The 13,210-nt window shown below is 67.8% G+C and carries 10 protein-coding genes; 2 read left to right on the top strand and 8 right to left on the bottom strand.

The features are described from left to right. Nucleotides 1-6: 6 nt before the first annotated feature. The 5 genes from KY501_RS14060 to KY501_RS14080 are packed head-to-tail and all read right to left on the bottom strand — an operon-like array spanning nucleotide 7 to nucleotide 4,878. On the bottom strand, nucleotides 7-732 hold the full coding sequence (locus KY501_RS14060) for a YdeI/OmpD-associated family protein (protein WP_224363440.1): 726 nt from the start codon (nucleotides 730-732) through the stop codon (nucleotides 7-9). A gap of 29 nt (nucleotides 733-761) precedes the next feature. Next, a complete protein-coding gene (locus KY501_RS14065) occupies nucleotides 762-1,958 on the bottom strand; it encodes a sensor histidine kinase (RefSeq protein ID WP_224363441.1) in 1,197 nt (398 codons plus the stop codon). Beyond that, the gene (locus KY501_RS14070; RefSeq protein WP_224363442.1) at nucleotides 1,955-2,629 is read right to left on the bottom strand and encodes a response regulator transcription factor; all 675 of its coding nucleotides are present in this window, start codon (nucleotides 2,627-2,629) and stop codon (nucleotides 1,955-1,957) included. The genes KY501_RS14065 and KY501_RS14070 overlap by 4 nt, the downstream gene beginning before the upstream one ends. A gap of 42 nt (nucleotides 2,630-2,671) precedes the next feature. Further along, nucleotides 2,672-4,462 carry an ABC transporter ATP-binding protein gene (locus KY501_RS14075; RefSeq protein ID WP_224363443.1) on the bottom strand — a complete coding sequence of 597 codons (1,791 nt, stop codon included), beginning with the start codon at nucleotides 4,460-4,462 and terminating at the stop codon, nucleotides 2,672-2,674. A gap of 23 nt (nucleotides 4,463-4,485) precedes the next feature. Beyond that, nucleotides 4,486-4,878 (bottom strand): MmcQ/YjbR family DNA-binding protein, encoded by a 393-nt coding sequence (locus tag KY501_RS14080; protein WP_224363444.1) that lies wholly within the window; start codon nucleotides 4,876-4,878, stop codon nucleotides 4,486-4,488. A gap of 315 nt (nucleotides 4,879-5,193) precedes the next feature. Between KY501_RS14080 and KY501_RS14085 the strand changes: the two genes are divergently transcribed. After that, nucleotides 5,194-6,300, top strand: coding sequence for a terpene synthase family protein (locus KY501_RS14085; RefSeq protein ID WP_224363445.1), 1,107 nt, complete (start codon nucleotides 5,194-5,196; stop codon nucleotides 6,298-6,300). A gap of 10 nt (nucleotides 6,301-6,310) precedes the next feature. Here KY501_RS14085 and KY501_RS14090 read toward each other — a convergent pair whose 3' ends face one another. Genes KY501_RS14090 through KY501_RS14100 form a run of 3 tightly spaced genes read right to left on the bottom strand, consistent with a single transcriptional unit; the run spans nucleotide 6,311 to nucleotide 9,218 of the window. Then, nucleotides 6,311-7,984, bottom strand: a complete 1,674-nt coding sequence (locus KY501_RS14090; RefSeq protein WP_224363446.1) for an AMP-binding protein — start codon at nucleotides 7,982-7,984, stop codon at nucleotides 6,311-6,313. Next, entirely contained in the window at nucleotides 7,981-8,937 is a 957-nt protein-coding gene (locus KY501_RS14095) for an SAM-dependent methyltransferase (protein ID WP_224363447.1), read from the bottom strand. The genes KY501_RS14090 and KY501_RS14095 overlap by 4 nt, the downstream gene beginning before the upstream one ends. Beyond that, the gene (locus tag KY501_RS14100) at nucleotides 8,934-9,218 is read right to left on the bottom strand and encodes an acyl carrier protein (protein WP_224363448.1); all 285 of its coding nucleotides are present in this window, start codon (nucleotides 9,216-9,218) and stop codon (nucleotides 8,934-8,936) included. The genes KY501_RS14095 and KY501_RS14100 overlap by 4 nt, the downstream gene beginning before the upstream one ends. Nucleotides 9,219-9,508: 290 nt before the next feature. Between KY501_RS14100 and KY501_RS14105 the strand changes: the two genes are divergently transcribed. Further along, on the top strand, nucleotides 9,509-13,063 hold the full coding sequence (locus KY501_RS14105; protein WP_224363449.1) for a serine/threonine-protein kinase: 3,555 nt from the start codon (nucleotides 9,509-9,511) through the stop codon (nucleotides 13,061-13,063). The last annotated feature ends 147 nt before the right edge of the window (nucleotides 13,064-13,210 follow it).

A 13,210-nucleotide genomic window follows, 5' to 3' on the forward strand; every position in this document is an offset into this window, starting at 1 on the left:
CACGCCTCAGGGGTGCAGCTTCTCGTGCCGGGCGAACATCTCGACGAAGGTGGCGATGTGCCGGGCGCGCGTCTCCGCCTTCTTCGCGTGGTGGAGACGGAACAGCACGGCGTAGCGGTTCCTTGAGTTCAGAGTGGCGAAGAACGCGGCGGCGCGCGGATTGGCGGTGAGGGCCGCGGACAGATCGTCGGGCACGGTTGCGCTCTTCGGCGAGTCGTAGGCAGCCTCCCAACGCCCGTCCTTCTTCGCGCGCTCGACCTGCTCGAGCCCTGCCGGCTTCATCTTCCCCGCCGCGATGAGCACCAGCGCCTTCTCGCGATTGATCTTGGACCAGATGCTCCGGGGGCTTCGTGGGGTGTATCGCTGGAGCCAGGCGGTGTCATCGAGCCGCTTCGCCTGACCATCGATCCAGCCCCATATGAGCGCCACCTCCACCGCTTCCTGGTAGGTGATGGAGGGGATGCCGGATGCCTTGCGGGCGAACTTCAGCAGCACACCGCGCGAGGATGCGTGGTTCTTGTCGAGCCAGTCCGACCACGCCTCCGGCTTCGTGAAGGAGAGGATCGGCAGCTCGCCCTGCGTACCGGCCTTCTTCGCGGCCGGCTTCTTCGCAGACGCTTTCTTCGCCGGGGCCTTCTTGGCTGGAGCCTTCTTCACGGTGGCCTTCTTCGCCACGGTCTTCTTGGGTGCCGCTGCCTTCTTCGTCTTCCCGTCCTGCTGCGTTGGACGCATCCGACCCTCTCGTGGAGTAGGCGCCCTTTCTACCCGTCGAGCCTCCAGCGTGCACTTTGAACCGTGTCGGGCTGCGCTCCCTGCTCCGCTCCCAGCTCCGAAGATGTGTCCGGTGAAGCAGGCTCGGGTGCTTTCAGGTAGGGCTCCGCGGAGGGGAGGCGTACCGCGAAGCAGGAGCCTTTGCCCAGGCCTTCGCTCAGGGCCTCGATGCGCCCTCCGTGGAGCTCGACGATCTTCCGGGCGATGGCGAGCCCCAGTCCACTTCCACCCGAGGTATCCGTGCGGCTGCGAGCCTTGTCCGCCTTGTAGAACCGGTCGAAGACGAAGGGCAGGTCCTCCGGCGAGATGCCAATCCCCGAATCCGTGAGCCGCACGAGGGCCTGTTTGTCCTCGAGCCGCAGCTCGATCCCGATCTTCCCGCCCGTGGGAGTGAACTTGATCGCGTTGTGGACGAGGTTGGTCCAGACCTGGTTCAGCATGTCCTCGTCCGCGGTCTGGTACACGGCGTCCAGGTCCGCCTCGATGTCGAGCCCCTTGGCCGTCCACTGAGGCTCGGCGGCCAGGACCACTTCGCGCAGTTGGCTGTCCAGCCGGTAGCGCCGCGGGACCGGGGCGTGGGCCTTCGAGTCCAGCGAGCTCAGCCTCAAGAGGTTCTCGCTCAGCCGCGAGAGGCGCCGGCTCTCGGCCTCGATGGTGGTGAGGTAGTGCTGACGGGTCTCCTCGGACAGCCCGCCTTCTCTCAGGGCCTGCGCGAAGCCCCGGATGGAGGTGAGGGGCGATTGGATCTCGTGGGAGACATTCGAGATGAACTCCTGGCGCATCGCCTCCATGCGCTGGAGGGCTTCGGCCACCTGGTTGATGTTGACGGCCACCTTGAGGACCGGGTTCTCCCGAATGTCATCGTCCGCCTCCTCCACCGGGACGCTGACGGAGAAGTCCCCTCGCGCGATGCGGCTCAGCGCGTCGTTCAACACGGTGAAGATGGTCATCCGCCAGTTGAAGAAGGCTTTTCCGATGAACTTCATGATGAAGCCGAACAGGACGAGCGAGACCACCAGATCGATGACCTGGCTGATGTAGGGAGAGAGCTGCACACCGAGGGCCGCCAGGGCGGCAGCCTTGAGCCAGGACACCAGCGTCCACTCCGCGATCAGCCCTGCCAGGAAGGCCAGGGTGACGAGCACGGCCCTGAGGCGAGGCGTGCGCTTCAGGGAGGGTACCTTCACTGTGCGAGCTCCAGTCGATAGCCCAGGCCGCGGATGGCGGTGATGCGATAGCCGAAGCGCTCCTCGGGGAAGCGCTCGCGCAGGCGGTTGACGTGCACGTCCACGGTGCGATCCGTACCCTCGAAGTCCGGGCCCCAGACGGCTTGGATGAGCTGCTCCCGGCTGAACGTCTTCCCAGGCGAGCTGCCCAGCTTGAAGAGCAACTCGAACTCCTTCATGGGGATGGTGAGGCTCTCCGTGCCCGCCTGGATCAGGTACGTCTTCCGGCTGAGGAAGAGCTTGCCGACCTGCACGCTCTGCGAAGCCTCGATGCGGTAGCGCTTGAGCAGCGCCTTGACCCGGGCCGCGAGCTCCGCGGGCTCGAAGGGCTTCACCAGGTAGTCATCGGCCCCGAGCTCGAAGCCCTTGAGCTTCTGCGACGTCTCTCCCTTCGCCGTGAGCATCAGGATGGGGACGTCTCGCAGACGCTTGAGCTCCTGGCAGAGCTGCCAGCCGTCCATCTTCGGCATCATCACGTCCAGCACGAGCAGGTCGGTCTGGGTCCGCTCCAGCAGGTGCAGGGCCTCCCGGCCGTCCGAGGCCTCGACGACGTCGAAGCCCGCGGTCCCGAGGAAGTGCCGCACCACCTCGCGGATGTGGGGGTCGTCATCGACGACCATGATCCTCGCCATGCGCCCTCCTGGGTTCACATTCTACAGGGAACACCCCGCGAGTCAGGCACGTGCCTCTCGGAGGTCGTGGGGGCGGAGCTGCTGCTCGGCGAAGCTCCGGTAGAGCTCGTGGCTGTTCACCAGCTCCGAGTGGGTGCCGCGCCCCGTCAGCCGCCCCTTCTCGACGAAGAGGATGAGGTCGGCGTCCATCACCGTGGACAGGCGGTGAGCGATGATCAGCGTCGTCCGGCCGCGCATCAGGTTCTCCAGGGCCAGCTTGACGAAGTGCTCCGAGGTGCTGTCCAGGCTGGAGGTGGCCTCGTCCAGCATGAGGATGTCGGGGTTGCGCAGGAACGCCCGGGCAATCGCGATGCGCTGCCTCTGTCCTCCGGAGAGCTTCACGCCCCGCTCGCCCACCTCCGTGTCATAGCCGTTGGGCAGGCCCTGGATGAACTCGTCGGCATAGGCCAGGCGAGCGGCCTCGGCGAGCTCCTCATCGCTCGGCACCCGGTCGAGGCCATAGGCGATGTTCTCGCGGATCGTCCCCGCCATGAGCGGGCTCTCCTGGGGGACGTAGCCGATGCGGCGGCGCCACGAGGCCAGGGAGAACTCCTTCAGCGGCTTCGAGCCGATGAGGATGGTCCCGGAGTCCGGTTCATAGAAGCGCTCCAGGAGCGAGAAGAGGGTCGTCTTGCCCGAGCCGCTCGGGCCGACGATGGCCGTCACCGTGCCAGGCTCCAGGCAGAAGCTCATCTCCCGGCTCACGGGCTCGCCCGGCAGGTAGCTGAAGCTCACTTGATCGAAGCGGATGGGCAGGCGGGCCGCCTCGAGGTGCACTCCCTCCTCCGGCTTCTCCTCGGGCGTCTCCAGCAGGGTGATGATGCTCTGGGTGGCGCCGCGGGCCTTCTGGAGCTGGACGAAGAAGTTGGTGAGCTGACCCACGGGGATGACGGCCTGGATGAGGTAGAGGATGAAGGCGACCAGGTCTCCCGCCGAGAGCTGTCCGGACGAGACGAGCAGCCCGCCATAGCCGATGACGAGGACGAGCAGGCCCATCATTACCAGACCCATCATCGGCCCGACGAGCGCCTGGACTCGACCCTCCTTGAGGCCGAACTGGAAGAGCCGCTCGACGGTCTCCTGGCCCTTGCGGTACTCGCGGCTCTCGGCGTTGGAGGCCTTCACCAGGCGGATCTCCGACAGCACCTGGGCGAGCAGGGCGGTGAAGCGGGCGTTCTCGTCCATCGCCCCGATGGCCACCCGGCGCATGTTGCGAGCCAGGGGCACGATGATGCCGATGCCCACGGGCAGGGCCACCAGCATGACGAGGGCCATCTTCCAGTTCAGGGAGATGAGGAGGCTGACCGAGCCGACCATGGCGAGGATGCCCGAGACGAAGCTCGAGAGGTTCTCGGTGATGAGCGCCTTCACGACGGCGGTGTCGTTGGCCATGCGGGAGATGAGGTCTCCGGTGCCGTGCGCGTCGAAGTAGCGGACGGGCAGGGCGAGCTGCTTTTTCCAGAGCCGGTCTCGGATGCCGACGACGATGCGCTGGCCCACGAAGGTGAGCAGGTAGAGCGAGATGCTGCTGGTGGCGGCCTGGAGGGTGAAGGCCGCGGCGATCAGCGCCATCTGGCGGTAGTTGAGGGCGGCCAGCGAGAAGCCATCCACCAGGTTCTTGGTGAAGAGCGGGACGAAGAGGCTCACCAGCGTCGAGCTCACGCTCAGCACCAGGGCGGTGATGAGCAGGGGCAGCGAGGGCTTCGTCGAGGCGATGAGGTGGATGAAGCTCTTGAGGGAGGCGGCGCCGTGGGGCGCGGGTACATCCCTTGTCAGGCGGTCGCGTGGGTTCATGAGAAGAACCCTACGCCCCGATTTTAAACGGACGATAAACCGCGCGCCGGGCGTTTCTTCGGAGGGCTCCGCTTGCCCTGGGCCGCGTCGAGCTGCTTCACCAGCTTCTGTGGCGCCTTGAACCTCCAGCCTTGCTCGAGCCTGCGGCGGCACTCGGGGGCGCGCAGCTTCGGCAGCCGTGCCAGGACCAAGGCATAGCCCCGGTAGTGGTCCGTGATGAAATAGAGCTCCGGCATCGCCTGGATGAGGAACTCCTGCTCGTCGACGCTCTCGAGCATGAAGACGACCGACTCACCGTCTTCCTTCAGGCGCACGAAGCCCTTGCCGCGGACCTTGAGCGACGGTGTGCCGTACCAGAGGCCCTCCTCGACCTCGGGCAGCTCGGCGCCCAGCTTGACGAGTTGCTCCCATGTCATGGGGTCATCCTAGAGCCATCAGGGGCTGCGCCCGAGGAGGAACCCCGTCGGGCGAGAACACGGCCAACTGGTATGCCTGCCATACCAGTTTGGACCCGGTGCGGCCGACAGGGGGCCTCCCGTCTCAGGAGGACCCGATGACGCGGTGCTCTCTGGAGGTTGGAAGGACGCGCTGCTGAAATTGGGCTGAGGGCTGAAGAGCGCGTACCGTGCGCCCTCGCCGCGGCCAGCTCCCTCTGCTCGTTCCGCTTCGATACATGTCCTCAAGCGTCCTGACTGGGCGTGGCGTACGATCTTTCTGGAGGTCCCCCCGCCATGCAGAGTCTCAGCCCTTCACCGGCTGTCGAGTTCGATCTCGGAACGGTGTCACGCGCCCGCCTGCAAGGACGACTGAACCTCGTGGATGTTGCCGGCCACGGCTGGCCGCGTCCCGTCGCCACACCCGAGGAGATCGCTCAAGCGGAGCAGGAGTGTATCGCCTGGGCGGTGAAGACGGGGCTCGTACGCAAGGGAGAGCCCTACTTCCACAAATTCTGTCAGTCTCGGCTGGCCGCGCTGGCGGCGTGCACGCTGCCGGATGTACTGCTCCGCCGCTCGGTGTGGTTCATCCAACTGCAGGCGTTCATCTTCACGCTGGATGATGCGCTGGACAATCTGATCGACGTGCGCGCCGAGTCCCACTACCTGAGCTACGGCCAGCTCCAGGAGGTCTTCGGCCTCTTCATGCGGTGCCTCATGGGAGAGAGGCCTCGTGTGGAGGGGCATGCCGCGGACTTCCCGCTCATCGAGCCGTTCCTCGAGGTGCTCCTGGAAGTGCGCCAACGCGCGCTCGAGAGCGGGATGGAGCTCTCCTGGTTCATCGCCAGCATGGCCCAATATTTCGAGGCGCTGGCCTGGGAGCATGGTGCTCATACCGACGCGGGCTACTCACCCTCGCTGTCCACGTACATGCACAACCGGGAGCAGACCATCTCCTATGTCCAGTCGATCGAGTCGTTCCTGATCATCCAGGGCGTCTCGCTGTCCCCCATGCGCCGCCAGCTGCACCCCGTGAAGCTGCTGCTTACGAATGCCTGCCGCCACGTCATCCTGATCAACGATGTCTTCTCGCTGGCCAAGGAGATTGCTTGCGGCGAGCTGGACAATGTCTTCCTGCTCGATCAGGGAAATGAGCGCAGCTCGCTGTCACAGCGCTTCCACACGCTGCTCGACCAGCTCAACTCGCTGGCCGCCGACATCACCCACATCACGCTCAAGCTCGAGGAGTCCTTCCCCGAAGACGGGGACCTGCTGGCCTACGCGACGACCATCATCGACAGCGTGAACGGGCACATCGCCTGGTACGCCAAGAGCCGGCGGTATGGCCGCTTCGTGCGGCCTCCCACCCTCATGGGCCTGGAGGCCAAGGTCATCGGCCAGTGAGCCCCACGCCTCATGCCAGCGTGCCGGTGAGCTGGCCCGAGGCGATGGCCTCGGAGATGGCCTTGCGCTTGAGCTTCCCGCTCGTCGTCTTGGGCAGCGCGCCCGCCGCCACCAGCATCACGTGGTCGATGGTGATGCCGTGGGCCCGGAGCTGTTCGCGGATGCGCTCGCCCAGGGCCACCTGGGCCTCGGCCTCCAGCTTCGTCTCCGCCAGCACGTAGGCCAGCTCCGTCTGCCGCTGCTCCGAGCGCACGCCCACCGCCGCCACGCACCCGGCCCGCACTCCCTCCACCGTGGAGGCGATCTCCTCGAGGATGGACGGAATCAGGTTGTGGCCACCCTTGATGATGAGCTCCTTCTTCCGGCCGGTGATGAAGAGCGAGCCCTTCGCCTGGTAGCCCACGTCCCCCGTCCGCAGCCAGCCCTCCTGCACGGCGGCCGAGGTCAGCTCCGGCTCCCGGTAGTAGCCATCCATCAGCGTCGCCGAGCGCACGAGGATCTCTCCCTGCGTGCGCTCCGGCACCGACTGGTCCTGCTCATCCACCAGCCGCACCTCGGTGTGGGGGATGGGGCGGCCGACACCCGTGAGCCCCAGCGACCCGGGGACGGCCTCGCAGGGCAACGCCCGGCCTTCGCGCTCCAGGGCCACGCGGTCCACGTGGTCCACCACCGTGGGTGCCAGCTTCTCCGGGAACGTCACCGCCACCGTGGCCTCGGCCAGCCCGTACACGGGGAAGAAGGCCTCGGCCCGGAAGCCGCACGGCGCGAACTTGTCCGAGAAGCGCCGCAACAGCTCGGGCGAGATGGGCTCCGCGCCGATCATCGCCACCTCCCACGCGCTCAGGTCCAACCCCGCCTCGCGCGCCCGGTTCGCCAGCCCCATGCAGATGGCGTACGCCGAGGGCGGCGCCGCGCAGATGGTGCCTCGGAACTGGCTCATCGTCTCCAGCCAGCAGAAGGGCCGCTGCCGGAAATCCAGCGGCGACAGCATGTGCGCCGGGAAGTCGTTGAAGAAGGGGAACAGCAGTCCCCCCAACAGCCCCATGTCGTGGTGCAGCGGTAGCCAGGAGACCGCCACCGCATGCGCCGGAGAGGGCAGGGCCCGGCTCATGCTCTCCATGTGCAGCATCACCTTCTCGTGCGAGAGCACCACGCCGCGCGGGTTGCTGGTGCTGCCGCTGGTGAGCTGAACGACACAGGGGCCCGGAGCTGCTTCCGGCTCGGGTTGGAAGGAGGACGCACGGCCCTCCTCCACCAGCGAGTCGGCGATGATGAGCGCGAGCCCCTCACCGCCGCTGTCTCCGGCCATCTCCGCCAACATCCCCGAGAGCACCAGCGCCTTCGCGTCCAGCTTCTTCGCCGTGATCCTCAGTTGCTCCAGGTAGCTGTCCAGGTCCGCCAGCCGATACGGCACGCCGAGGATGCTCGGCACCGCGCCCAGCGCCCACACGCCGAACAGCGTGCTGACGGAGGGCCGTACCTCGGGCACCAGCAGCAGCACTCCATCCCCTGGGCGTACGCCCCGAGCGTGGAGCGCCGCGGCCACCGCTCGCGCCTCCTCCCACGTCTCGCCCCAGGAACGGGACAGCCACGCGTCCCCCTCCTTATAACGGATGGCGAGCTTTCCCCCCTCGGCCTGCGCCCGCGACCGCAGCAGGCCGGCCAGCGTCCTGGACCCACTCACTTCGCGCTCCCCGGAATGGGCCAGCCCGCCACGTGCACCTTGGGCGCGCCCTTGGTCGCCAGGATCATGTACTCGAGCGCCGTGCGCTTCGCGAAGGACAGCTTCGCCACCATCATGTAGCCCTGGAGCACCTTGGCGAAGCCGGGGGCCATGGACTCGATGTGCTCGCGGTTCTTGCGCACGTTGTCGATCCAATACCCCAGTGTCTGCACGTACGAGCTCGTCAGGTCCTCCACGTGCAGCAGATCCAACCCCGCCTGCTCGATGAGCCCCAGCTCCTCCGACAGCGTCAGCAGCCGGCAGTAGCCCAGCGCCGTGACGAAGATGTAGCGCGTGGCGCTGCTGTCTCGGTCCCCGCGCTGCTGCGCCGGGAAGTAGCAGTCCGAGATGAACAGCCGCCCGCCCGGCTTCAGCGTGCGCCCCACCAGCTGGTGGATGGTCTCCCGGTTGTGCATGTGGACGATGCTCCCGGAGAAGAGCACCACGTCGTAGCTCTCCGGCGCCGGGTTGAGCTCCTCCACGTGCTTGAGCTCCACCTTCACGCGGTCCGCCACGCCCCAGTCCTTCGCGCGCTGCAGCGCCACCTCGCGCTGCCTGCTGCTCAGGGTGATGCCGTGGAAGTCGCCCTGCGTGTGCTGCGCCAGGTACAGCAGCAGGCTCCCCCAGCCGCACCCCACGTCCAGCACCTTCTCCCCGGGCTGGATGTTCAGCTTCGCCGCCACCCGCGCGAACTTCCGCTCCTGCCCCGTCTCCAGGTCTTCCTCGGGAGACAGGAAAACCCCCGTCGAGTACGCCAGCCGCTTGTCCAGTACCAGACTGAAAATCTCGGGGTTGTGCTCGTAGTGCTGAGCCACCTCGCGGGCCTCGTGCGCTCGCTGCTCCTCCGGAGTGCGCTGGGCGGCGACGCGCTCGTCCGGGTGCCGCAGCCCCAGGTTCGTCGTGGCCGTCGTCATGAGGGCTTCCCCTTCTGCTGGGACAGCAGCTTCGCCACGAAGCGGGCCAGGTCTTCCACCGTTCGCAGGTTGGCCTCCGCCGGAGACGCCATGTCCGGCATGGCGAAGCGGAAGCGCTCCTCCAGGGCGATGTTGATCTCGATCATCGCCATGGAGTCGATCCCCAGCCCGCTCTCGAGGCTGGCCGTCAGTGGGATTTGTTCCACCGGCTTCTTCAATGCGCCGGCAATGATGTTTCGGACTTCCCGGCCGATCTCCTCGAGCGGGACATGGTCTGCCACGGTGCTCTCCTCGGTTGTCGTGTGGAGCACCGGGCCGGGCAGGCCGCGCGCCGTGCATCTGCCTGCCTCGGAGGGGCCCCACCAGTGGGTGGCTCGAAAGTTAGGCCGCGGACTGGGGGCTTTCAACGAAAGATGGCCCTCGGCTCTCCCACGCGGGATGTAGCGGGTTGAGTCACAGGCGCCCCGCCTTTCTCCTGGGTCGCTTTCTCTGGATTCGCTTCAGTCGCCTCAAGCTGGCATGCTTGGACTTTTCCAGGACGATGGCACCACCTCCGCCGGAAAAACCCGACGTGAAGAGTGTTCCCGGCGCGCTTACCCCGGGGACGCAGGTGGGGGCGTACGTCATCGAGGACACGCTGAGTTCCGGCGGCTTTGGCGTGGTGTATCGCGCCCGGGACTCCGAGCAGCGGCTGGTCGCCATCAAGGTCAGCAAGCACTCGGCGAAGTCCATCACCGCGCAGCAACTCGTCTGGCAGCAGAACGAAATCGAGGCGCTGGCGCGGTTGCGGCACCCCTCGCTGGTGGAGGTGCTGGGGTACGGCTTTCTGGAGGATGGGCGCCTGTACCTGGTGATGGAGATGGTGCACGGCGTGGTGCTGGGGCACTACCTGCAGGAGAAGGGCCCGCTGGAGGTGCTCGAGGCGCTCCAGCTCACCCGGCGCATCGCCGAGGCGCTGGCGTACTGCCATGAGCTGAAGGTGCTCCACCTGGACCTGAAGCCGGCCAACATCATTATTACGGATCCCGTGGAGCCGAAGGTGAAGGTGCTGGACTTCGGTCTGGCACGGCTGTCCAACGGGTTCCGGACGCACGAGGGCGGCCCCATGGCGGGGACGCTGGCGTACATGGCCCCCGAGGGTTTCTTCGGCACGGGTGATCGCTTCACGGAGAAGGCGGACCTCTACGCGCTGGGGACGCTGCTGTACGAGATGCTCTCGTGCATCCTTCCGTTCCCCAGCAACTCCTCGTATGCGGCGCTGGGCTCGCTCAAGCGCGCGGGGAAGATGACGCCGCTGGAGCAGGCCGCGCCGCTGGTGCCCTCGCCGGTGGCGGGGCTGGTGCGCTCGCTGCTGGATCCGGATGTGGCGCAGCGCTTCGGCGGGGCGAGCCGGTTGGCCGCGCGCCTCAAGGGGATCTACTTCGACCTGCTGCACGGCAACACCGGGGATGGGGTGGTGGTGTTGCCTCCGGAGATGGTCACCGACGACGCGCCCTTCGTGGGCCGCGCGCGCGAGGTGGCGCTGCTTCGCGAGGCGGTGGATTCGGTGGGGGACCGGCAGGGTCGCTCGCTGATGCTGGTGGGCGAGGCGGGCATGGGCAAGAGCCGCCTCATCTCCGAGGTGCTCCTGGCGCAGGAGGTGAGCGCGCGGGTGTTGGTGGGGTACGGGCGGTGCCGGCAGTTGGGCGAGTTGGTGCCGTACTCGCCGCTGCGCGAGGCGCTGGGGCAGATGGTGGAGTTGTTGATGGGCATCCGCAGCGAGCCCGGGCACCGCGTGCGCTATGTGGCGGGGCAGGCGCTGGCGGGCGAGGCCCAGGAGTTGCGGCGGTTGGTGCCCGAGCTGAGCCGGTTGCTGCCCGAGGGCTCCGAGCGCGAGAACGAGGGCGTCATCGTCCAGGGCCTGGGCGCCGAGCGGGTGGGCAAGGCGCTGGTGCACCTGCTCACGGCGTTGGGAGCGGCGCGGCCGCTGGTGCTGGTGCTGGAGGATGTGCACTGGGCGGACGATGGGACGCTGGCGGTGCTCTCTCGACTCACCGCGTCGCCGCCTCCGGGGGTGCTGCTGCTGTGCACCACCCGTCCGCCGCCCCGGCTGGCGCGCACGGGTGAGCTGGAGATGGTGACGCTGGAGGCGCTGGGTCCCGAGGAGAATGACCAGCTGCTGGCGAGGCTGGCGGGTGGGGCCAGTCCGGCGGTGGTGAAGGCGCTGGTGCAGTCGGTGCCGTTCCTGGCCAGCGGCAACCCGCTGGTGAGCGCGCAGATCATCCGAGACTTGCAGGTGGGCGGGTACCTCTCCCGGGAGCAGGACGGGAGGATCCGCCTGTCGGACCGGCTGCGGGGCGAGTACCGGCCTCCGGACTCCGTGTCCACGGTGGTGGGGCGCGCGCTGGAGCGGCTGGACGAAGAGGTGCTGCGAGTGCTCCGGGTGGCCGCGCTCTTCGATCGGCGGTTCCGGCTGTCGGACCTGGAGGCGTTGGGCCTGTTTGCTCCTATAGAGGTGCGGGCGGCCATCACCGCGGCGGAGGAGCAGCGGCTGTGCGTGGTGTCGGGAGACCGGTGCACCTTCGTGCACGACACGATTCGCGAGCGGCTGGCATCGGACGGGCGGCTGGAGAACGTGGCGGACATCCACCGGCGCATCGGCGAGCGGCTGCAGCAGCGAGGGGCTCCTCCGGGGACGCTGGGCTACCACTGGGAGAAGGCGGGCCAGCCGCTGCGGTCCGCGGGCGCCTACCTGGAGGCGGGGCTCGAGGCGGACCGGCTGTTGGATCCCATTGGCGCTGGCCAGCACCTGCGCAAGGCGTTCACGGTGGCCAGCTCGCAGCCCGTCTCGGCGGAGCGGGACGAGCTGTTGGTCCAGTCGCTGCATGGGTTGGTGCGCATCGGCTGTCTGCTGGGCAGCGCGGCCGAGATGCTGCGGTACCTGGACCTGGGGCAGGCGATGCTCGATCGCTGCACGCCGGAGCAGCGGCTGGCGCTGAACAGCTCATGGGCGCGGGCCTACTATGCCCAGGGCAACTTCCCCAAGGCGCTGGAGTGCAGCGAGACGTGCCTGGATCTGGCGACGGAGCCGCACCTGCGCTCCTACCTGTACGCGCCCTTGAGCATCATGGGGCGGGCGCTGTCGGGCTCGGGGCGGTTCGGGCCATCGATCCTCATGCTCACCGAGGCGGCGGCGCAGTCGGCGGAGGCGGGCGAGTACGTGGAGCAGACGCACTCGGAGGGCATCCTCGCGCTGTCCCTGGCGTACTGCGGCGAGTTCAAGAAGGCCCGGGAGTATGCGTCCTCGGCGGCGCGGATTGCTTTGCGGTTGGGCAACCCGGTGCGGATGGCGGCCTCCACCTTTTATTACTCCGTCATCGCCGAGGCGGAGTTCCGGTGGGATGAAGGGGTGCAGCGCAGCGCGGAGCTGCTGGCCTTCAGTGAGGCCCACGGCATCACCGGGCTGTATGTGTGCATGGGTACCTTCTATGCGGGGCGGCACCAGTTCCACATTGGCCGGTTGGATCGGGCTCGGCACCTGCTGAACCACGCGCTGGGGTTGGCGAAGCAGCAGGGCACCTTGTACGGCAGCTCCCTGGCGTATGCGTACCTGGGGGATGTGGAGTTCGTCGCCGGCCGCCAGGTCGAGGCGAAGGCGGCGTACGAGAAGGGGCTGGAGCTGGCCAGCGCCGGGACGATGGACGAGCAGGCCGCGCCGCTGTGCCTGATCGGGCTGGCGCACCTGCATGCGCTCTCGGGTGGGACGGTGGCGCAGGTGCGGACGTGGGCGGACGAGGCGATGGCGCGGCTGCGGGCGGTGGCGAACCTGAGCAACCAGATTCCGACGCTCCAGCGGTACGCGGAGGCGCTGGAGGAGCTGGGGGATGTGGCAGGAGCGGCCCGGCTCTATGAGGAGCGGCAGGTGCTGGTGAAGAGGATGGGGCTGGTCGAGTGCGACTTCTGGCCGCGCATCGTATCGGGTCCGCAGGTGGAGCCGCTGCCGCCGCGGCAGTACTGGAAGAAGGCCAGCAGTTCGCGCCTGTCGTCCTCGAGCCTCCGGCCCAGCAGCCAGGAGGACTTCAACGCGGAGACGGTGGTGCGCGCGGCCGCCCCGGCCCCTGCGAGTGGTGGGGAAAACAAGGGCTGACCCCGGGGCCCGGGCCTCACATGTCGGGCTGGCACGGCCAGGGCTGCCGCCCGCTCCTGTGTGCCGCCGGACGCACCCGTTCTTCGTGATGAGCCACGCGGGCCACACCGCGTGCGTCCATGCAGCCGCGCGCTCGCGTTCGTGCTC

Source organism: Hyalangium versicolor, assembly GCF_020103695.1.
Taxonomy (GTDB): domain Bacteria; phylum Myxococcota; class Myxococcia; order Myxococcales; family Myxococcaceae; genus Hyalangium; species Hyalangium versicolor.